This window comes from Microbacterium xerophyticum, assembly GCF_053543555.1.
This window is the reverse complement of sequence record NZ_JBLVOB010000007.1, coordinates 136,274-156,430: the sequence shown is the minus strand read 5'-3', so window position 1 is coordinate 156,430 and position 20,157 is coordinate 136,274. Positions and strand designations below refer to the sequence as shown.

The following is a 20,157-nucleotide window of genomic DNA, read 5'->3' as shown; positions in this document are numbered from 1 at the left end:
GCAGCCGGGGGTCTCGGCAATAGGACGGGGTCTCGGCGAGCCGGAACGGGGTCAGGCCTCGTCGTCCTCCGGGACGAAATCGACGCCGGCCTCGGCGCGCTGCGCGTCGGTGATCGGCGCAGGTGCGGCAGTCAGCGGGTCGAAGCCGTTGCCGGTCTTCGGGAAGGCGATGACCTCGCGGATCGACTCGGTCTTGGTGAGGTGCTGCAGCACGCGATCCATGCCGAGCGCGATTCCGCCGTGCGGCGGGGCGCCGAACTTGAACGCATCGAGCAGGAAGCCGAACTGCTCGTCGGCGACCTCATCGGTGATGCCCATGACCTCGAACACGCGCTTCTGCACGTCTTCGCGGTGGATGCGGATCGATCCGCCACCGAGCTCCGACCCGTTGCACACGATGTCGTACGCGTAGGCGAGCGCCGAAGCGGGGTCGGTGTCGAAGGTGTCGGCGAACTCGGGCTTCGGGCCGGTGAACGCGTGGTGCACAGCGGTCCAGCTGCCTGCACCGACGGCGACGTCACCGGATGCCACGGCATCCGCCGCCGGCTCGAACATCGGCGCATCGACCACCCACGTGAACGCGAACACGTCGGGGTCGAGCAGGCCGAGCCGGCGTCCGATCTCGACGCGCGCGGCGCCGAGCAGCGCTCGGCTGTCCTTCGCGGATCCGGCGGCGAAGAACACGCAGTCGCCCGCCGCGGCACCGACGAGATCGGCGAGGCCGGCCTTCTCGGCATCCGAGAGGTTCTTGGCGACGGGGCCGCCCAGCGAGCCGTCCTCGTTGAAGAGCACGTATGCGAGACCGCGGGCGCCGCGCTGCTTCGCCCAGTCCTGCCAGGCATCGAGCTGCTTGCGCGGCTGCGATGCGCCGCCGGGCATGAGCACGGCGCCGACGTAGTCGGACTGGAAGACGCGGAACGTCGTGTCCTTGAAGTACTCGGTCGCCTCGACGAGCTCGAGACCGAAGCGCAGGTCGGGCTTGTCAGAGCCGTACTTCGCCATCGCGTCGGCGTACGTGATGCGCGGCAGCGGCGTCTGCACCTCGACGCCGATGGTCGCCCACATCGCGGGGATGAGCTCCTCCATCAGGGCGATGACGTCTTCCTGGTCGACGAAGCTCATCTCGATGTCGAGCTGCGTGAACTCCGGCTGCCGGTCGGCGCGGAAGTCCTCGTCGCGGTAGCAGCGGGCCATCTGGTAGTACTTCTCGACACCGCCGACCATGAGCAGCTGCTTGAACAGCTGCGGGCTCTGCGGCAGGGCGTACCAGCTGCCGGGGTGCAGGCGTGCGGGCACGACGAAGTCGCGGGCGCCCTCCGGAGTCGACTTGGTCAGGGTCGGGGTCTCGACCTCGAGGAAGTCACGGGCGTGCAGCACGTCGCGGATCGCCTTGTTCACGTCGGAGCGCAGGCGAAGAGCGGATGCCGATGACGGGCGCCGCAGGTCGAGATAACGGTGCTTGAACCGCACGTCCTCGCCGATCGTGTCGGCGTCACCGAGCCCCGTGGATACCTGGAAGGGGAGGGGAGCGGACTCGTTGAGCACCTCGACCTCGGTCGCGATGACCTCGATCTCGCCCGTGGGCAGGTTCGGGTTCTCGTTGCCCGCAGGACGCGCTGACACCGTTCCGGTCACCTTCAGCACGAACTCGCTGCGCAGCGGGTGCGCCGTCTCCTCATCGCGGATGACGACCTGTGCGATGCCTGAGGAATCGCGCAGATCGATGAACGCGACGCCTCCGTGATCACGACGACGATCGACCCAACCCGAGAGGGTGACGGTCTGACCGATGTGCTCGGCTCGCAGGGAGCCGGTCGTGTGTGTGCGAAGCATCCCACCATTCTAGGCGGGTGCTCGCGGGCATCAGAGGCGGCCTCCCTAGACTGGGACCATGCCCGCCGAACGTCTCCATCTGGTCCGCCACGGCGAAGTGCACAATCCGGGCCGCGTGCTCTACGGACGACTCCCGCATTACCGGCTCAGCGACGACGGGCGGCGGATGGCGAAGGACGCCGCGGAGTACATCGCCGGCCTCGACCGGCCCGTCACCTCGTTGCGCTGCTCTCCGCTGGAGCGCACCAGAGAGTCCGCCGAGCCGTTCACCGAGCTCTTCGGCCTTGACCCGGTGATCGATGAGCGCGTGATCGAACCCACCAACGTCTTCGAGGGCACGCGCATGAGCCGCTCGCTGCGCGATCCCCGCAACTGGTGGCATCTGCGACGGCCGTCGCTGCCGAGCTGGGGCGAGCCGTACGTCTCGGTCGCGGCCCGAATGGAAGACGCACTGCACAGCGTCTGGCGCGACACCGTCGACGGGGACGCCGTGATCGTCTCCCACCAGGCGCCCATCTGGATCACGCACCTGCACTTCGCGGGACTGCCGCTGCGGCATGACCCGCGCACACGGCGGTGCGCGCTTTCGAGCGTCACGTCGTTCGAGCGCGTCGGCGACGTCTGGCGCGAGGTGGCGTACGCCGAGCCCGCATCGACGAGCGATGCCGTCGACGTCGGCGCCGTCTGACCTGGAGCCCCCTACCAGGGTGGGAGACGACTCGATACTCCCGTGTGATGCGTCGGCCGAGGCCGCGCCCCTAATCTCCTGACACGGCCGGACGCACCGGCCACCGGATCGCGCATCCAGACTCGCGCGTCCAGAGGAGAACTCATGACCATGGTCGCCGACTCTCAGCTCGGTCCCGTACGTCAGACCTATTCGCGCAAGGGCGACTTCCCGCCGGTCGCACGCGCCTACACGCAGATCTCGCAGCGCGTGCGCGAGGCGGGACTGCTGCGACGCACACCGTGGTTCTATCTTCTGCTGGGCGCGGCGCTGGCTGCGGTCTTCGCAGGGCTCGTCGTCGGCTTCATCCTGCTCGGCGACAGCGGATTCCAGCTGCTGATCGCCGCCGCGCTGGGCGTCCTCGCGACTCAGGTCGCGTTCCTCGCCCACGAGGCCGCGCACCGCACGATCCTGGAGACGGGGCCGGCCAACGACAGACTCGCCCGCGTGCTCGCCGGGCTCGTCGGCCTGAGCTACTCCTGGTGGGATTCCAAGCACAGCCGTCATCACGCGAACCCGAACCGCGTCGAGCACGACCCGGACATCGAGGTCGACACGATCTCGTTCCTCGACGCGGATGCCGCACAGGCCAGAGGCCTTCGCCGCTGGATCACTCGTCGGCAGGGCTGGCTGTTCTTCCCGCTGCTGACGCTCGAAGGCATCAACCTCCACTTCCTCAGCCTGCGCCACCTCGTCTCCCGTGGCCAGGTGAAGAATCGCGTGCCGGAGCTGACCTTCCTCCTGATCAGGCACGCCGTAGTCCTCGGCGTCCTGTTCTGGATGCTGCCTGTCGGACTCGCGTTCGCTTTCATCGGTGTGCAGCTGGCGGTGTTCGGCGTCTACATGGGCGCGTCGTTCGCGCCCAATCACAAGGGGATGCCGGTGGTCGCACCCGAGGCGAGGCTCGACTTCTTCACCAAGCAGGTGCGCACCTCGAGGAACATCTCCGGCGGTCGGTGGGTGACGTGGCTCATGGGCGGGCTCAACCACCAGGTCGAGCACCACCTGTTCCCCTCGATGCCTCGTCCGCATCTCGCCGCGGCGCGCAAGATCGTCAGGGAGCACTGCGTGAGCAATGGCGTCCCCTACACCGAGACGACCCTGGTGCGTTCGTACGGGATCGTGATCGCGTACCTCAACCGGGTCGGACTCGCAGCGAGGGACCCGTTCGAATGCCCGGCGGCCGCACAGTACCGGCGGGCCTGAAGCCTGCATCCTGAGTACCCCGGAAACCGTGAGGAAACGGCACCTCCGATGGACGCGAAATCACCCGCGGTCATCCTAATGTCGAGTCAAGAAGTCGAACACTATGAAAAGGACGTGGACGATGACCGGTACGGCATCACACGAGCATCCGACGGAATCGCTGAGGGTCCTCATCGCGACCGACACGTTTCCCCCGGACATCAACGGTGCGGCGAGGTTCGCCCGCGACCACGCCGTGCGCCTGGCCCGCCGTGGCCACGACGTCCATGTGATCGCGCCGTCGGCCACGTTCTCCGGGCATTCAGGGGTCACGATGATCGATGACCAGCTGATCCGGACGCATCGACTGCGCAGCGTGAAATGGCCGGCGCACGAGTGGCTGCGGATCGCGCCGCCCTGGGAGGTGCGTCGGCGCGTCGGCCGCATCCTCGACGAGATCCGACCCGATGTCGTGCACGTCCAGTCGTTCATCGGCATCGGGCGCGGCGTGGCCTACGAAGCGCATGCGCGCGGGATCCCGATCGTGGCGACGAACCACGTGATGCCGGACAACCTCGCCTCCGTCGGTGGGCTGCCGTCGCGCATCGTGCCGGTCGTGACGAGGCGCGGCTGGAACCTTGCGGCCGCCGTGTACTCGCGTGCCGACATCGTCACCAGTCCCACCCCGATCGCCGCCGAGTACCTGGAGCGCAGCATCGGACTCGCCTCTGTCACCCCGATCTCCTGCGGCGTCGATCTGCAGCGGTTCACCCCGAAGCAGGCGAAGCCGGTCCGGCCCGGGATCCTCTTCGTCGGGCGACTCGACCCCGAGAAGAACCTTCCGACGCTGCTGAGAGCGATCGCGTTGATCGACCAGGACGTCGATGCGCATCTCGACATCGTCGGCGGGGGCTCGGAGCGATCAGCGCTGGAACTGCTCGTCGCGCAGCTCGGGGTCGCGGATCGCGTGCGTTTCCACGGACGAGTGACGGATGAGGAGCTCGCGGAGCTGCACCATGAGGCGACGGTCTTCGTCATGCCGTCACCGGCTGAACTGCAGAGCATCGCGACTCTTGAGGCGCTCGCGTCGGGAACTCCCGTCGTGGTCGCCGATGCGATGGCCCTCCCGCACCTCGTCCACAACGGCGTCGAGGGATACCTCGTCGCGACGTACGACGCCCAGGATTTCGCCAGGCGGATCGTGAGCATCCTGACCCTGCCGAAGGACGAGTACGAGGCGATGAGCGCGCACGCCGTGCGGCGCGCGGCCCAGCACGACGCGACCACGATCGTGCGTCGTTATGAGGATCTCTACCGGGGCGCGGGCACCCGCCGCTCGGCGCGCACAGAGTACAGCTCCGCGCGCACAGAGTACAGGGGCCGCATAGATTCGCGCGTCTAGACTGGGAGCGTGCCACTCGCCTCGACGATTCGACCGATTCGCAGCGGCCGCTCCTCCCGCACCCGACGCTCCGCCCGGGTAGCAGGAGCCGCGCTCGCCGCGCTGTTCGCCGTCGCTCTGACGGCCTGTGCGCCGGACCCCGTCGCACAGCAGTACCTCTCCGGTGACGGCAAGGGCTACATCTCGGCCGACGGCGCGGTCGTGGAGATCGCGCCAGAGGACCGAGGAGAGCCGATCGTGTTCGGCGGCGTGACGGAAGACGGCGAGGAGTTCAGCAGCGAGGACATCGCCGGCGACGTCACCGTCGTGAACTTCTGGTACGCGGGCTGCGCCCCGTGCCGGGCGGAGGCGAAGGATCTCGAATCCGTCTGGCAGGCGAACGAGGAAGAGGACGTCTCCTTCATCGGCATCAACATCTACGACCAGGCCGACACGGCCAAGGCCTTCGCCAAGACGTACGGTGTGACCTACCCGAGCGTCCTCGACGTCGACAGCGGCGAGGCCAAGCTCGCATTCGCCAGCGACGCTCCGCTGCAGGGGACGCCATCGACGCTCGTGCTGGACAAGCAGGGGCGCGTCGCGGCGCGCATCGTCGGCCAGCTCGACGGCCCGTCGATCCTCTCCACGCTCGTCAAGGACGCGCTCGCGGAGAGCGCGTGAACACACAGGAGCTGATCGGCTCAGGAGCGCTCTGGCTCGCGATCCCCATCGCGATGCTCGCGGGGCTCGTCTCCTTCCTCTCTCCGTGCGTGCTTCCGCTCGTGCCCGGCTACCTCGGATTCCTCGGGGGAGCAGTGGCGCCGCGTTCGTCGAACGGGTCGGCCGCGCAGACCGGTCGAGGACGCCTCGTGCTCGGCGTGCTGCTGTTCATCCTGGGCTTCGCGGTGGTGTTCGTCGCGTACACGGCCCTCAGCGGTACGGTCGGCGTCTTCCTGCTGCAGTGGGGCGACATCATCACCCGGGTCCTGGGCGTCGTGATCATCCTCATGGGACTCGTGTTCCTCGGACTGTTCGGGTTCATGCAGCGCGAGTTCCGCTTCCAGGTGGATTCCAAGACCGGCATCATCGGTGCCCCGCTGCTCGGGATCGCGCTCGGCATCGGCTGGGCGCCGTGCATGGGTCCGACGCTGGCGGCCATCGTCGCACTGTCGATCAATGTCGGAGATCCGGTCCGTGCCGGCTTCCTCGGTCTCGCGTACAGCCTCGGCCTCGGCATCCCGTTCCTGCTCGTCGCTCTCGGCTTCGGCTGGGCGACCAGGGCGGTCGGATTCCTGCGCCGCCACATCCGGGTCGTGAACATCATCGGCGGCGTGATGCTGATCCTGCTCGGCGTGCTCATGGTCACCGGGATCTGGACCGGCATCATGTCGCGTCTCGGGGCGGTGATGGGCAGTGTCTTCCTCCCGCTCTGATTCCCGCGCCGACCAGAAGGATGCCGTGACGTCTTCCGACCCGCTCCGTCCGTCCGATCACATCGACGGCGACGACTCCGCCATCACGCAGCCCCGTCTCGGGTTCGTGGGATGGCTGCGGTGGGGCTGGCGACAGCTGACCTCGATGCGCACGGCGATCATCCTGCTGCTGGTTCTCGCGATCGCGGCGATCCCCGGCTCGATCTTCCCTCAGCGCATGGCCGACCCGAACGGCGTCACGCAGTGGGAGAGCGACAACCCCGACCTGTTCCCCGTGCTCGACGCGATGAGCATGTTCGACGTGTACCTCTCGCCGTGGTTCTCGGCGATCTACCTGCTGCTGTTCATCTCGTTGGTGGGATGCGTGATCCCACGCATCAAGCATCACCTCAAGGCGCTGCGCGCGCGTCCGCCGCGCACTCCCGCACGACTGGGCCGTCTCGAGGATCACCGCGAGGTGACCAGGGAGGCGGCGGATGCCGACGCCGAAGCCGCACGATCGATAGACGTCGCCCAGAAGCAGCTCAAGGCGCTCGGGTACCGTGTCGAGCGCTACGACAAGGGTCGTACGTACTCGGTCTCGGCCGAGCGCGGGTACTGGCGCGAAACAGGGAACCTCGTCTTCCACCTCGCGCTCGTCGGCGTGCTGCTCGTGGTGGGCATCGGCGGGAGCTTCGCGTACACAGGGCAGCGCGTTGTCGTGGAGGGGCAGACCTTCGTCAACACGCTGCTCGACTACGAGTCGATGAACCGCGGTCGCTTCGTCAGCGACGACGCGTTGAGCCCGTACGCGATGACGCTGGACTCGTTCGACGTCACGTACCAGGAGTACGGATCCGCGGCATCCGGTCAGGCAGGGGACTTCTCGGCCAACGTCTCGGTGCGCGAGAACGGCGAGACGCGCCAGGATTCCGTGCGCGTGAACCATCCGCTCGGCGTAGCGGGCGACAAGATCTACCTGCTCGGCAACGGTTACGCTCCCACGATCACCGTGCGCAACTCCGACGGCGACGTCGTCTACAACAACTCGGTGCCGTTCCTGCCGCAGGACACCAACCTGACCTCGCTCGGCGTCATCAAGGTGACCGACGGCATGCCGGAGCAGCTCGGGATCGCGGCCTTCTTCTACCCGAGCGCAGCGCGACTCGAGACGGGCGCGTTCGCGTCCGCGCACGGAGACCTCCTCGCCCCGCTGCTCACGCTGGACGTGTACGAGGGCGACCTCGGCATCGACGAGGGCACGCCGCGCTCCGTCTACGTGCTCGACACGGAAGAGCTCACGAAGCTCACGGGGCGCACCACGGATGTCGACTCGATCGAGCTGGCGCCGGGGGAGACCGCTGATCTGCCGAACGGCCTCGGGACGATCACCTTCGAAGACGAATCACCTGCGGGAGCGACCGACTACACCGAGTCGGTGAAGCGGTTCGTTTCGCTTCAGATCCATCATGACGACTCGGCGGTGTGGGTGCTCGTGTTCGCGCTGCTCGCGCTCGCCGGGCTGATGCTCGCGCTGTTCGTTCCCCGCAGGCGCATGTGGGTCAAGGCGACGTCCTCCGACGGCGCGGTCGACCTCGAGTACGCCGGACTCGCCCGCGGCGAGGACCCGACCCTGGGCGCGGCCGTCGACGACCTCGCTGCCGGACACGCGCGGCTGCTCGATGCGCCCGGCCGCTCCCGCACCACCGAGAAGCCCCGAAAGTAGACTGGCACCATGCCCGACCTCGATTCCCTCTCGATCCTGTTCGTCTGGACGGCGATCGCGATCTACGCCGCGGCCTTCGTCGCGTACGCGTTCGATCTCGCACGTCGGTCGGAGGTCACCGCTGATGCGCGCCTCGCGCGCGAGACGGCATTGGTGGGCGCGGGGGGCGCCGATGCGTCCGGTGCGGCAGAGGTTGCGGCATCCGCCGAACCGGCCAAGCCGCGTTATGTCATGGCGCGCATCGGCACGACCCTGACGGGCCTGGCCTTCGTGTTCCATCTGGCGGCCACGGTCCTGCGCGGCATCGCCGCCGAGCGCGTGCCGTGGGCGAACCTGTACGAGTTCGCGATGATCGGCACGCTGCTGGTCGTGCTCGTGTACCTGGTGGTGCTCACCCGCATCGATCTGCGCTTCCTCGGCACCTTCATCACCGGCCTCATCGTCGTGCTGATGGGCGCGGCAGCGGTGAGCTTCTACGTCGGCGTCGTGCCTCTGATGGATCCGCTCAAGAGCGTGTGGCTCGTGATCCATGTGTTCGTCGCCTCGCTCGGCACCGCTTTCTTCGCCCTGACGGCAGCGCTGTCGATCCTGCAGTTGATGCAGCACCGCCGCGAGCGGCGCATCGCCGAGGAGATCGAGAAGCCCGGGCCCCGATTCCTCGCGACGCTGCCGGGGTCGGAACGACTGGAAGGGCTCGCGTTCCGCTTCGCGATCGTCGGCTTCATCCTCTGGACGTTCACGCTGATCGCCGGCTCGATCTGGGCGCAGGACGCGTGGGGCCGTTATTGGGGCTTCGACGTCAAGGAGACCTGGACCTTCATCATCTGGGTGCTCTACGCGGGATACATCCACGCCCGTGCGACGCGCGGCTGGCGCGGAAGCCGCTCGGCGTGGCTGTCGATCATCGGCTTCACCGCGGTGATCTTCAACTTCACGATCGTCAACGTGTTCTTCAAGGGATTGCACGCGTACTCCGGCCTGAGCTGAGGGCTCACCCGAGCGGGAGCACCTCGTGGTGCTCGACACCGCCCGCGTACCAGACGAACTCCGCTTCGCTGACGACCTCGGTGGGGCGCTCGTCGTACTCGCGCGTCACCGACCGTGCGAGAGCGGACCATGCGTCCGCTTCGAGCGTCCTCGCGTAGACGACGGAGAGATGGAAGGTCCAGTCGTCGACGGGCCGCTCATCCAGGCGGCGGAAGTCGGTGCCGGCGAGAGCATCCGTGAGCCCCGCGTAGGCCGAGACGACGGATGCCGTGCGCGCGAGCCGCGCGATCACGATCTGCCACGGCGCGGGAAACGTGTCGATCGCGTCGGTCGTGATCTCGATCGGATGCTGCGCAGCAGCCCATGCGCGGACGACGGCGCGTAGGTCCTCCAGGCGCTCCGGCTCGTAGAACCCGCGGAGCGTGACGTGCGCCGTGTGCGGGTGCGTGGTTCCGGCGGGGAGGGTCGGCAGCACAGCATCCTGAACCGCCCGGTAGTCGGCGGCGACCGCCGCGGTCGGGCGCAGGACCAGGTACTGCTGCCCTTCCAGAGACGCGAGCTGCTGGGGATCGTTCATGAACGGACGGCGCATCCACCGATGCTAGGGCCCCGCCTCCTTTCGACGCGCGAGGCGCGAAGCGCGGGTGTCAGGCCGGGGCGAGCACCGCCTTCGCGGAGGTCGTGCGGCGCACGGCGACGATCAGCGTCGTCGCGATGAGCGAGAGCACTCCCCAGACGACGAGGGCTGCCACCGCACTGCCGTTCGCCGCGATCAGACCGCTGAAGGCCGGAGCCGTCGGCAGCGCCTGACCGATCGAGGCGAGCCAACCGGGAACCGTCGAGATCAACCCCGTGGCGACGGCGACGACTCCGATCAGTGCGCTGACCCAGCGTCCGATTCCGCCGAACAGTGCGACGAGGGCCTGGTTCACTGCCGCGAACGCGATTCCCGCCATGACCGCGGTGCCGGCGAAGGCCCACCATGCCGCAGCGTCGTATGCCGCCACGAACTGCACGATGAGCGCGACGAGCACGCCCTGTCCTGCGCCGATCGCGGCTGCGGGGGCGAATGCGCGCAGTGTGAGCCCCGCCGACGAGCGTCGCGACGTCAGCGTGCGCGCGGTGTGCGCCCGCATGACGATGAACGATGCCAGGCCGCCGAACCACAGCACGACAGCCGCGAGCAGCGGAATCGCCGTCGGACCGAAGATCGTGTTCATCGACGAGTTCGACGACACGGGGTCGGCGATGACGGATGCGAGCGACGACGACTCCTGATCGTCGAACGAGGGGAGCGACTCGGATGCTGTCTTCAGCCCGCCCGCGAGGTCACCGGTTCCGGTGGCGAGCTTGTCCACGCCCGACGCCAGTTCGGATGCACCGTCGCTGAGCTGCGTCGCGCCGTCACTCAGCGCCACGGCGCCTGTGCTCAGGGAGTTCGCGCCGGCCGCGGACTGGTCCGTGCCATCCGCGAGCTGATAGAGGCCGTCAGCGAGGGAGAGCGCGCCGTCGCCCGCGGTGCGCAGCTGGCCGGCGAGTGCGCTGAAGGTGCCGGGTATAGCGGCGATGCCACCCGCGATCTGCGGGTCATTCAGCGTGCCGCCTGCGATGCCCGCTGACTTCGCGACAACTGCCGCTTCGTCCCTGGCCGAGGCCAGATCATCGCACATGCTCTGTCCGGACGCCACCGGGTCGCATGCATCAGCCAGAGCGGTCAGCTTCACTGCAAGGTCGCTGGCACCGGCGGCAGCCTGACCCGCCGAGGATGCGCTGTTCTGGACGGCGCCGACAAGCTGAGTGACCCCTCCGACGTTCTGCTCCAGCGCCGCCGCCCCTGACGTCAGCCCCGCACCCAGCTCGCTCGCACCGTTCGCCGCATCCCGCGTGCCGGATGAGATCGTGCCGAGACCGCCGGCGAGTTCTGACGCCCCCGTGCCCAGCTGCGACGCACCGTCGGCGAGCTGCGTCGCACCCTCGGGAAGCGCAGCAGCGCCGTCCGCGGCGCTGCGCGCGCCGGTCGCCAGTTCCTGCGCACCTGTCGCTGCTTCGCCGATCTGGTCGCCGATGGTCGTGAATCCGACCAGCACGTTCTCCATGGTCGCCTCGGACAGCATGGTGCCCATGGTGGATGCGGCGACCGACGCGATCTGGCCGGTGATGAGGTCGTCGGCGACGAGTCCGTCGTCGGGGGTGGTGACCTTGATCGTCGCCTGCTCGGCGGTGCCGCCGCCGTCCGAGATCGCCTGACCCGAAGACGTGGCCGCGGCGGAGAACTCGGCGGGGATCGTGATGACCGCCTGGTAGCTGCCGTCGGCGAGCCCCTCCGCGGCATCGTCCTCGTTGGAGATGACCCAGGTGAGGTTCGAGTCGAGCTCGTCCGAGCCCTCGACGAGGCCCGACGCCAACTGGCGCCCGAGCGGCGTGTACTGATCGTCGATCGTGACCGGCTCGTCGAGATTCACGATGGCGGCGGTCATGGTGTCCAGCCGCTCGGTCGGATTCTGCAGCGCCGCGACGAGGATGCCTCCGACAGCTGCCGGCAGCAGCAGGATGCCGAGAATCGTCAACCAGGTGATGGGCTTGCGCGAACGGGCGCGCTCGATCGAGAGGGTCATGCGTTCACCTCGGTGGAGTCGGTGTCGGAGGTGGTCAGGGGTGCGGAGCTCGTCGGGGCGGCGATGTCGAGTTCCTCGGCATGCGGCCATGCGGCCTCGGCGAGGATCGTGCGGGCGAGTGCGGGGTCGGATGCCGTCGCGAACACGGCGAGCCGGCTCGAGGTGCCGGCATCCGCCCTCGCCGCCGCCGCAGCCGCGGCATCCTGCAGCATCGCGGTCGCCTGATCGCGCTGGCCGCCGGTGAAACGGTCGATGCCGTCGATGACGACGAGAGTGGGCGCTCCGCGAAGTGCCTCGCGGAGGTCGATCAGCGCGGCATCCGCGTCATCGACCAGCACGCAGCCGACGTGATTGCGCACCCACGCCGCCCGGCCGGGAAGCAGGTGCCCTGCGACGCGCAGCCTTCCCGCGTCCGGTGCGAGCCTGCCGGCGATCGCCAGCGCGAGCGCACGGCGCACACGGCTGTCGCGACCGGTGGCGATGAGGGCCTCACCGGCGGCGACGCGCAGCGTGACGTCTTCCAGGATCGGCGCATCCGCGCTCAGCACGAGGTCGTCCGCCGCGACGATCGAGTCATCGCCGGGCCAGGCGAGCAGGTGCCGTTCGCGTTCGACCGCCTCGCCCTCGATGTCGACGCTGGGCAGGATCCTCTCCAGCCAGGCGGGGATCTGCCATGCGCGCTCCCCGAGGATCGCCATGAGCGCGGGGATCAGCGTCATGCGCACCAGGAACGCATCGATCGCGATGCCGGCCGCGAGCCCCAGCGCGATCGGCTTGAGCGATGAATCGCCCTCGGGCACGAACGCCACGAACACCGCGAACATGATGAGTCCGGCAGCGGTGACGACCTTCGCCGAACCGCTGAATCCGCTGCGCACGGCGCGCAGTGCGGCCGCGCGTCGATCGGCGCGGGACGGCGACTTCGAGTCAGGGTCGTGCACGTAGTCCTCGCGCATGCGCGACACCAGGAACACCTGGTAGTCCATCGCGAGCCCGAACAGCACGCCCATGAGGATGATCGGCATGAAGCTGATGATCGGGCCGACCTTCGCGACATGCAGCGCGTCGGCGAACCAGCCCCACTCGAACACCGCCCCGACGACCCCGAACGCCGCGACGATCGACAGCAGGTAGCCGAGGGCAGCGGTGATCGGCACCCAGAGCGAGCGGAACACGATCGTCAGCAGGATGAGCGACAGCCCGATCACGAAGACGCCGAAGGGCAGCAGGGCGTTTCCGAGCTGGTCGGAGATGTCGATCGCGACAGCGGTGAAACCGGTCACCTTCACGTCGATGCCGAACTCGTCGAGCCACTCGTCGTGATGCGAGCGCAGTTCTCGGACCAGATCGCTGGTCGCGGGGTCGTCCGGCGCGGTCTCGGGGATCACCTGCACGATCCCGGTGTCGGCGGTCTCGTTCGGAGTGGCGAGCGCGACCTCCTTCACACCGTCGATCTCGGCGACGGCATCCCCGAGGTCTTCCATGAGCGTGAGCGGATCGGTGGAGGTGACGATGGTGCCCGTCAGCACGAGAGGGCCGTTGAAGCCAGGGCCGAACTCGTCCCCGACGAGATCGTAGCTCTGCCGAGCCTCGTCATCGGCGGCGAGCACGCCGGCGTTGGGCAGTGCGAGATTGAGGCTCAGCGCGGGAACGGCCACGATACCGAGGCCGATCACGACCGCCAGCGAGGTGAGGATCGGATGCTTCGTCACGCCGCCGACCCAGCGCTCGCTGAATCCTCGGCGGGGCTTCGCTTCCTTGCCCTTCTTGGGGGCCTTGACCTTCTTCGGGCGGCCCACGATGCGCCCCTTCAGGAAGCCGAGCACAGCGGGTGTCAGAGTCACGGCGATCGCCACGGCGACGGCGACGGCGACGGATGCGGCGATGCCCATGGTCGTCAGGAACGGGATGCCGGCGAAGCCGAGCCCGATCAGGGCGATCAGCACCGTGATGCCGGCGAACACGACGGCGGAGCCCGCGGTGCCGACGGCGCGTGCGGCGGATTCCTCCGGGTCGACGCCGTCGCGCACCTGGTCCTGATGCCTGGCCATGATGAACAGCGCGTAGTCGATGCCGACCGCGAGCCCCAGCATCAGCGCGAGCAGCGGCGTGGTCGATGACACCGACGCGAATGCCGTGGCGGCGAAGATGCCGGCCATCGAGATGCCGACGCCGAGCATGGCGGTGAGCAGCGGGAGTCCGGCGACGACGAACGACCGGAACGTGACGATGAGCACGAGCAGGGCGATGATCACGCCGACGGCCTCGGTGAGCGTGACACCGGGGATGGAGATGGCGAACAGATCGCCGCCGAGCTTCGTCTGCGAACCGTCGGGCAGCTCGCCCGCGAGCGCGTCGACCGACGAGGTCAGAGAATCCTTGGTCTCGGCCGAGACATCGGTGGCCTGACCGTCGAACTGCAGCTGGACGATCGCCGCGGTCTCGTCCTCGTTGATCATCCCCTCGATCATCTCGTCGTAGGGAGAGGTCACGGCGAGCACGCCGTCGAGGTCGCTCAACTCGTCGACAGCATCCGCGATCGGCTCGCGATACTCGTCATCCGTGATCGAATCGCCGTCCGCGGCGACCACGATGAACTGCGCATTCGTGCCGCTGACCTGGGGGAACGAGCGCGAGAGCTGCTCGAGGCCGTCCTGCGACTCGGTGCCGGGGATGCTGAAGGAGTTGTCGGTGCCCTGATTGAGCACGAGCGCACCGCCGCCGGCGACGCCGAGGACGATGAGCCAGGCGACGAGCACGCGCCACGGATGACGGAACGACCAGCGTCCGAGTGACGACAGGAGAGTGGACACAGATTCCTCCGGGACGGCGGACGGGAGAATGGATACAGTGATGTATCCGATACACATGTGTATCCTACGGTGAGTCGGACGTGCGAAACTGTGCGCAGGATGTGAAAGTGAGACCATGACGATCCCCGTGACGAAGCGGCGTGAGAACACGCGAGCGCGATTGATGGATGCTGCCGCGCAGGTGTTCGCCGAGGTCGGGCTCGAGGGCGCCAGCGTCGAGGCGATCTGCGAACGCGCCGGGTTCACGCGCGGCGCGTTCTACTCGAACTTCGACTCCAAGGACGAGCTGTTCCTCGAGCTCGCCTCGACCGTCGCGGAGCAGCGTCTGGCCTCGGTGCGCGGGCGCATCGAGGAATTCGTCGCCGCCGGGGTGCTCAACGGCGACGCCGACCCCATCGAGCTGGTGCAGAAGGTCATGGACTCCGGCCTGGACGACCGTCTGAGCGTGCTCATGATGAGTGAGATCCGCATCCGTGCGCTGCGTGACGAGGTCTTCGGAAAAGCCTACCTCGCGCAGGATCGGGCGATGACCGCGAGCATCGAGGAGATCATCCAGGGCATCGTCGACTCGGGCCTGTTCGCACTGCGGATCGATGTGCCCACCGCGGCGCAGATGCTCATGGTCCAGTGGGAGGGATGCATGGCGCGCGCGGCGGTGTCCGGATGGGACGGCGAGAAGCTGCACCGCGCCGGTGCCGAGGCGCTCGGTCAGCTGGTCGACCTGCTCATCGCGCCCGCCGCGGACTGAACTGCGACGACGCTACTCCGCGGCGAGCAGCGCGTGGCAGCGTTCGAGGCGCTCGAGCCACCAGTCGCGACGCTTGGACGGTGCCGCCAGCTTGTCGAGCCGCGATGCATCGGGCGTGACGCGTCCGACGGGGATCGCGCCGTCGGACGGTGAGAGGTCGGCGACGTCCTCGACGAACAGCGCGCCGGTTCCCAGGCCGCAGTCGTAGTCGAGGTGGGGGAGCGCGGCCGCGAGCGCGGCGCCCTGCGACAGCCCTACGGCGGTGTCGAGCGCGCTGGAGATCACGGCCGGAAGCCCCGCAGCGACGACGATCTGCAGCGCACGGGTCAGGCCCCCGAGCGGCTGCGCCTTGATCACGATGAGGTCGGCTGCGCCTGCGCGCGCGACGGCGAGCGGATCGTCGGCTTTGCGGATGCTCTCGTCGGCGGCGATCGGGATGCCCATGTACTTCACGCGAGTGCGCAGCTCAGCGAGCTCTTCGACCGTGGCGCACGGCTGCTCGGCGTACTCGAGGTCGAACTCGGCGAGGGCGTGGATCGCGTGCTCGGCCTCGTCGACGTTCCATGCGCCGTTGGCGTCGATGCGCACGCGCCCCTCCGGTCCCAGCGCGTCGCGCACCGCACGCACTCTGGCGACGTCGTCGTTCAGCGACTGTCCGGGTTCGGCGACCTTAACCTTCGCCGTCCGGCATCCGGAAAATCGTGCCAGCACGGCGGCGACGTCGGCGGCGGTGACGGCGGGCACCGTGGCGTTCACGCCGATCGACTGCCGCAGCGGTGCGGGCTGGGTGCTCCAGGCGTAGTCGATCGCCGATGCGAGCCAGACGGATGCCTCGGCATCCGCGTATTCGATGAACGGCGAGAACTCGGCCCAGCCCTGCGGGCCCTCGAAGAGCAGGGCTTCACGAGTGGTCACGCCGCGGAAGCGCGTCGTCATGGGGAGGGCGACCACGCGGGCCGTGTCGAGCAGCTCTGCGAGCGACGGGTTCATGTCCCCATCATGCCCTTGTGGGCCTCATCGGGTCGGGCGCCGTGCCGAATCCGGGCGCGCGTGTGGACAGTTGTCAGTGCAGAAGACAGCTGTCAGTCCGGAATGGCTGTTTTCGACCGACATCTGTGATCTGCGCTGACAAGTGTGATCCCGGGGCCGCCCCGTGCCGACGGTGCGGGCGAGGTCTCAGGCGAGCCGCTTCTGCAGCTCGCCCATGAGCTCGGACGGTGTGAAGCCCAGACGGCGGTTGATCGCCAGCATGTGCTCGTTGACGCCGGCGTTGTACGTGTAGACCGCCCGCACGTCCGAAGCGTGCTCCTGCAGCATCCGCAGGTTCGCGAGCTTCACGGCCATGCCGAGACGGTTGCCGCGGGCCTCGCGCCGCACGAGCGTGCCCCACTGGTACGCGTTCCCGTCATCGCCCGAAACAACCAGCTGCGTGTACGCGACGACGCTGCCGCTGCCGTCGCATGCGACAGTTCCGAAGCTGCGTCTGTTCTGCCGCGCGATCAGCGCCTCGCTCCTGCGGATCTCCTCGATGTCGGCCGTGGCCTGCTCGAGGTCGAGATCGCCGACCGGGGCCTCCGTCTCGACGGCGGCCTCCAGCTCCGCCCATCCGCCCACGACGGCCTGGGGAACGCTGCCGATCCACGACCGCAGGGAGAATCCCGCAGACCGGGCGGATGCTTCGGCGCTGAGCGCATCGAGATGAGAGGGCGGGATCGGCAGGTGCAGGCGGCTCTGCACGTCGCCGAGCGCCAGTGCGTAGCCGTGGCGTCGCGCGAATTCCCGTCCGGGAACGCCGGAGCCGTCGTCGCCGGCGCTGCACGGCCACGACGCGTTCGACTTCATCACGGTACGCCCCGCGTCCTGCGCCTCGGCCTCGAGCGCGACGAGCACGGCCGTGCCGATGCCCTGGCGGCGCAGTCGCGGTGCGACATGCACGCCGAGCGTCGCCACTCGGGTGTTGTCGCGCAGCGGCAGCGCGAGGCGTCCGCCCGCGACGATGTCGCCGCCGATGCGGGCGAGGTAGGCGCGGCGGTCGATCGACTCGGAGTCCTGCTGCAGCTCGTGCCTGGACTCGTCTCGCGTCCACACCGCTGTGCCGGCGCCGCGATCAGCGCGTTCGGCGGCGGCGTAGATGTCCCACCACAGGTCCACCGCCGCTGCGTCGAACGGGTCGATCCGGATGAGTTCGAGCATGCTGCAACCGTAACCCGACCGAAGTTCCAACAATGGCTCGTTGACAATAGTGTGTGACACACAGTAATGTGATCGTCATGAACGAGACGCTTGACACGCACCTGCAGGAACTGCGGCGCGGCACCGTGGTGCTGGCATGTCTGCAGCTGCTGCGCACCCCGGGTTACGGCTACGGCCTGCTCGAGGAGCTCGAGCGCCGCGGCTTCGCCGCCGACGCCAACACGCTGTACCCACTGCTTCGCCGGCTGGAGAAGCAGGAGTACCTCACCAGCGAGTGGAATACCGAAGAGGCACGGCCTCGCAAGTTCTACCGCACCTCGGAAGCCGGCATCCGGCTCGCCGACACTCTCACTCAGGACTGGCTCGCGCTCACCGCAGCGATCGCCACACTCACCGACCAGGAGAACTGACATGACTGCGACAACACTCACCGAGCGGTACATCGCCGCGACCGTCAAGAGCATCGCGCCCACGGCCCAGGACGACGTCCGCGCCGAGCTCGCGGCGTCCATCGACGACGCGATCGAGGCTCGACTCGACCAGGGCGAGCCCAGGGAATCCGCCGAGCGCTCGGTGCTGACCGAGCTCGGTGACCCCGGCATCCTCGCCGCGAGCTACGCCGACCGTCCGCTGCACCTGATCGGCCCGCGCTACTACCTCACCTGGTGGCGGCTGCTCAAGCTGCTGCTGTGGATCGTCCCGCCGTTCGCGGCCTTCGGCGTGGCACTGGCCCAGGTTCTCGCCGGTGCGACGATCGGAGAGGTGATCGGACAGGTCATCGCCGTCACGATCAGCGTCGTCGTGCACCTCGTCTTCTGGACCACCCTCGTGTTCTTCGTACTGGAGCGCACCGGTGCGGACACCGGCGTGCGGTGGGATGTCGACCAGCTGCCGGAGCCGACGGTCAACGGCGTCGGGCGCGCCGACCTCATCGCCTCACTCGGATTCCTCGTGATCGGCGTCGGTGCGATCTTCTGGGACCGCTTCCTCGGGTTCTTCCCGACCGGAGGCGACCCCATCCCGGTATTGAACCCCGGCCTGTGGCCGTGGGGCATCACGATCCTGTTCGCGCTCATCGTCGCCGAGGTGCTGCTGGCCGTCGCGATCTATGCGCACGGACGCTGGAACACGCTGTTCGCGTGGATCAACACCGCGCTCGCCGTGGCGTTCGCGGTCTGGTCGCTGACGCTGCTGGTGCGGGGCGAGCTGGTCAACCCCGCATTCCTCGACTTCGTGGTCACCGCCGGTGGTGAAGGGTTCGCGCAAGGCGACGCCGGAGCGGCGGAGCAGGGCGGCGTGTTCCGCATCCTCGCGGTCCTCACCGGGTTCTGCCTGGTCGCGTTCCCCGTGTGGGACATCGTCGACGGGTGGCTCAAGACTCGCCGCGCTCGCCGCCAGGCATAGGCTGGGGCCATGGTCTCCGAGCTCTTCGATCCCGCCGAATGGGTGCTCGCGCCCGGTGCTGAGGACTACACCGACATCACCGCGCACGTCACTCACGACGGCGGCGTCGCCCGCATCGCGTTCAACCGGCCGGAGGTGCGCAACGCCTTCCGTCCGCACACCGTGGACGAGCTGTATCGGGCGCTCGACATCGCCAGGCAGGACCCGAGGATCGGCGCCGTGCTGCTCACCGGCAACGGGCCGAGCGCGAAGGACGGCGGGTGGGCGTTCTGCTCCGGCGGCGACCAGCGCATCCGCGGGCGGGACGGCTACAAGTACTCGGACGACGAGAAGACCGTCGCCGATCCTGCGCGAGCCGGTCGCCTGCACATCCTCGAGGTGCAGCGCCTGATCCGCTTCATGCCCAAGGTGGTCATCGCCGTCGTCCCTGGCTGGGCGGCAGGGGGCGGGCACTCGCTGCACGTGGTGTGCGATCTCACGGTGGCGAGTGCGGAGCACGGGAGGTTCAAGCAGACGGATGCCGACGTCGGCAGCTTCGATGCCGGTTACGGCTCGGCGTACATGGCGCGCCAGACCGGTCAGAAGTTCGCCCGCGAGGTGTTCTTCCTCGCCGAGGAGTACTCCGCGCAGCGTGCATACGAGATGGGCGCGGTGAACCGGGTCGTGCCCCATGCGGAGCTCGAGCGCGAGGCGCTGAGGATGGCCCGCACGGTGCTGACGAAGTCGCCGACCGCCATTCGGATGCTCAAGTTCGCGTTCAACGCCGTCGATGACGGTCTGGTGGGCCAGCAGGTGTTCGCGGGCGAGGCCACGCGTCTCGCCTACGGTACGGATGAGGCCGTCGAGGGCCGCGACTCCTTCCTCGAGAAGCGCGACCCCGACTGGACGTCGTTCCCCTGGCACTTCTGACGTGGAGGCGCACCGATGACACACCTCATCGCCACGCAGGCCGAGGATGCGGCCCGACTGCAGCAGGACCTCGCACGTGCACTCGACGGCGGCCCCGCACTGGCGCTGGGGATGCTGGCCCTCGGGTCGTCGGATGATGAGCCGGAGGTGGTCGAAGACGGCACGGCGGTGGTGATCGGCACGTCCGGATCGAGCGGCATCCCGAAGCGGGTCGTGGTCAGCGC

General features: G+C 68.4%; 17 protein-coding genes and 1 pseudogene. 12 read left to right on the top strand and 6 right to left on the bottom strand.

What is annotated here, in order from left to right; all coding sequences use genetic code 11:
* Nucleotides 1–51 precede the first annotated feature (51 nt).
* The gene (gene aspS, locus ACNPNP_RS12210; RefSeq protein WP_448966311.1) at nt 52–1,833 is read right to left on the bottom strand and encodes an aspartate--tRNA ligase; all 1,782 of its coding nucleotides are present in this window, start codon (nt 1,831–1,833) and stop codon (nt 52–54) included.
* A 58-nt stretch (nt 1,834–1,891) separates the two neighbouring features.
* Between aspS and ACNPNP_RS12205 the strand changes: the two genes are divergently transcribed.
* The 7 genes from ACNPNP_RS12205 to ccsB all read left to right on the top strand — a co-directional run bounded on the left by ACNPNP_RS12205 (nt 1,892) and on the right by ccsB (nt 9,251).
* Nucleotides 1,892–2,521 carry a histidine phosphatase family protein gene (locus ACNPNP_RS12205; RefSeq protein WP_448966310.1) on the top strand — a complete coding sequence of 210 codons (630 nt, stop codon included), beginning with the start codon at nt 1,892–1,894 and terminating at the stop codon, nt 2,519–2,521.
* Nucleotides 2,522–2,665: 144 nt separating this feature from the next.
* A complete protein-coding gene (locus ACNPNP_RS12200) occupies nt 2,666–3,766 on the top strand; it encodes a fatty acid desaturase family protein (RefSeq protein ID WP_448966309.1) in 1,101 nt (366 codons plus the stop codon).
* A 121-nt stretch (nt 3,767–3,887) separates the two neighbouring features.
* The gene (locus ACNPNP_RS12195; protein WP_448966308.1) at nt 3,888–5,147 is read left to right on the top strand and encodes a glycosyltransferase; all 1,260 of its coding nucleotides are present in this window, start codon (nt 3,888–3,890) and stop codon (nt 5,145–5,147) included.
* A gap of 9 nt (nt 5,148–5,156) precedes the next feature.
* Nucleotides 5,157–5,807, top strand: coding sequence for a TlpA family protein disulfide reductase (locus ACNPNP_RS12190; protein ID WP_448966307.1), 651 nt, complete (start codon nt 5,157–5,159; stop codon nt 5,805–5,807).
* Nucleotides 5,804–6,559: a cytochrome c biogenesis CcdA family protein gene (locus ACNPNP_RS12185; RefSeq protein ID WP_448966306.1), complete on the top strand. Its 756-nt coding sequence runs from the start codon at nt 5,804–5,806 to the stop codon at nt 6,557–6,559. The genes ACNPNP_RS12190 and ACNPNP_RS12185 overlap by 4 nt, the downstream gene beginning before the upstream one ends.
* Nucleotides 6,560–6,584: 25 nt before the next feature.
* Entirely contained in the window at nt 6,585–8,264 is a 1,680-nt protein-coding gene (resB, locus tag ACNPNP_RS12180; RefSeq protein WP_448966305.1) for a cytochrome c biogenesis protein ResB, read from the top strand.
* Between the two features lie 9 nt (nt 8,265–8,273).
* A complete protein-coding gene (gene ccsB / locus ACNPNP_RS12175; protein ID WP_448966304.1) occupies nt 8,274–9,251 on the top strand; it encodes a c-type cytochrome biogenesis protein CcsB in 978 nt (325 codons plus the stop codon).
* A gap of 4 nt (nt 9,252–9,255) precedes the next feature.
* Here the strand turns inward: ccsB and ACNPNP_RS12170 are convergent, their stop codons facing one another.
* From ACNPNP_RS12170 to ACNPNP_RS12160, 3 genes are read right to left on the bottom strand one after another with little or no spacing between them, the layout of a single operon-like run.
* A complete protein-coding gene (locus ACNPNP_RS12170; RefSeq protein ID WP_448966303.1) occupies nt 9,256–9,843 on the bottom strand; it encodes a 2'-5' RNA ligase family protein in 588 nt (195 codons plus the stop codon).
* A gap of 55 nt (nt 9,844–9,898) precedes the next feature.
* Nucleotides 9,899–11,866: a YhgE/Pip domain-containing protein gene (locus ACNPNP_RS12165; RefSeq protein WP_448966302.1), complete on the bottom strand. Its 1,968-nt coding sequence runs from the start codon at nt 11,864–11,866 to the stop codon at nt 9,899–9,901.
* Nucleotides 11,863–14,679 carry an MMPL family transporter gene (locus ACNPNP_RS12160; protein ID WP_448966301.1) on the bottom strand — a complete coding sequence of 939 codons (2,817 nt, stop codon included), beginning with the start codon at nt 14,677–14,679 and terminating at the stop codon, nt 11,863–11,865. The genes ACNPNP_RS12165 and ACNPNP_RS12160 overlap by 4 nt, the downstream gene beginning before the upstream one ends.
* A 115-nt stretch (nt 14,680–14,794) precedes the next feature.
* Between ACNPNP_RS12160 and ACNPNP_RS12155 the strand changes: the two genes are divergently transcribed.
* Nucleotides 14,795–15,427: a TetR/AcrR family transcriptional regulator gene (locus ACNPNP_RS12155; protein WP_448966300.1), complete on the top strand. Its 633-nt coding sequence runs from the start codon at nt 14,795–14,797 to the stop codon at nt 15,425–15,427.
* A 12-nt stretch (nt 15,428–15,439) separates the two neighbouring features.
* Here ACNPNP_RS12155 and ACNPNP_RS12150 read toward each other — a convergent pair whose 3' ends face one another.
* Together ACNPNP_RS12150 and ACNPNP_RS12145 are read right to left on the bottom strand one after the other, a co-directional pair.
* Nucleotides 15,440–16,417: an o-succinylbenzoate synthase gene (locus ACNPNP_RS12150; RefSeq protein WP_448966299.1), complete on the bottom strand. Its 978-nt coding sequence runs from the start codon at nt 16,415–16,417 to the stop codon at nt 15,440–15,442.
* 186 nt (nt 16,418–16,603) lie between these two features.
* On the bottom strand, nt 16,604–17,620 hold the full coding sequence (locus ACNPNP_RS12145) for a GNAT family N-acetyltransferase (protein WP_448966298.1): 1,017 nt from the start codon (nt 17,618–17,620) through the stop codon (nt 16,604–16,606).
* Between the two features lie 77 nt (nt 17,621–17,697).
* Here ACNPNP_RS12145 and ACNPNP_RS12140 point away from each other — a divergent pair, with 77 nt between their 5' ends.
* The 4 genes and pseudogenes from ACNPNP_RS12140 to ACNPNP_RS12125 form a co-directional block, all read left to right on the top strand.
* Nucleotides 17,698–18,030, top strand: coding sequence for a PadR family transcriptional regulator (locus ACNPNP_RS12140; protein WP_448966297.1), 333 nt, complete (start codon nt 17,698–17,700; stop codon nt 18,028–18,030).
* A 1-nt stretch (nt 18,031) separates the two neighbouring features.
* On the top strand, nt 18,032–19,024 hold the full coding sequence (locus ACNPNP_RS12135) for a permease prefix domain 1-containing protein (protein WP_448966296.1): 993 nt from the start codon (nt 18,032–18,034) through the stop codon (nt 19,022–19,024).
* A gap of 9 nt (nt 19,025–19,033) precedes the next feature.
* Nucleotides 19,034–19,933 (top strand): 1,4-dihydroxy-2-naphthoyl-CoA synthase, encoded by a 900-nt coding sequence (locus ACNPNP_RS12130; RefSeq protein ID WP_448966295.1) that lies wholly within the window; start codon nt 19,034–19,036, stop codon nt 19,931–19,933.
* A 15-nt stretch (nt 19,934–19,948) separates the two neighbouring features.
* Nucleotides 19,949–20,157, top strand: a pseudogene (locus tag ACNPNP_RS12125) (AMP-binding protein); the annotation flags it as partial.

Bases quoted from the DNA above. Each gene is read 5' to 3' on its own strand.
- aspS (WP_448966311.1), bottom strand. From the start codon at position 1,833: ATGCTTCGCACACACACGACCGGCTCCCTGCGAGCCGAGCACATCGGT.
- ACNPNP_RS12205 (WP_448966310.1), top strand. From the start codon at position 1,892: ATGCCCGCCGAACGTCTCCATCTGGTCCGCCACGGCGAAGTGCACAAT.
- ACNPNP_RS12200 (WP_448966309.1), top strand. From the start codon at position 2,666: ATGACCATGGTCGCCGACTCTCAGCTCGGTCCCGTACGTCAGACCTAT.
- ACNPNP_RS12195 (WP_448966308.1), top strand. From the start codon at position 3,888: ATGACCGGTACGGCATCACACGAGCATCCGACGGAATCGCTGAGGGTC.
- ccsB (WP_448966304.1), top strand. From the start codon at position 8,274: ATGCCCGACCTCGATTCCCTCTCGATCCTGTTCGTCTGGACGGCGATC.
- ACNPNP_RS12170 (WP_448966303.1), bottom strand. From the start codon at position 9,843: ATGCGCCGTCCGTTCATGAACGATCCCCAGCAGCTCGCGTCTCTGGAA.
- ACNPNP_RS12165 (WP_448966302.1), bottom strand. From the start codon at position 11,866: ATGACCCTCTCGATCGAGCGCGCCCGTTCGCGCAAGCCCATCACCTGG.
- ACNPNP_RS12155 (WP_448966300.1), top strand. From the start codon at position 14,795: ATGACGATCCCCGTGACGAAGCGGCGTGAGAACACGCGAGCGCGATTG.
- ACNPNP_RS12150 (WP_448966299.1), bottom strand. From the start codon at position 16,417: ATGAACCCGTCGCTCGCAGAGCTGCTCGACACGGCCCGCGTGGTCGCC.
- ACNPNP_RS12145 (WP_448966298.1), bottom strand. From the start codon at position 17,620: ATGCTCGAACTCATCCGGATCGACCCGTTCGACGCAGCGGCGGTGGAC.
- ACNPNP_RS12140 (WP_448966297.1), top strand. From the start codon at position 17,698: ATGAACGAGACGCTTGACACGCACCTGCAGGAACTGCGGCGCGGCACC.
- ACNPNP_RS12135 (WP_448966296.1), top strand. From the start codon at position 18,032: ATGACTGCGACAACACTCACCGAGCGGTACATCGCCGCGACCGTCAAG.
- ACNPNP_RS12130 (WP_448966295.1), top strand. From the start codon at position 19,034: ATGGTCTCCGAGCTCTTCGATCCCGCCGAATGGGTGCTCGCGCCCGGT.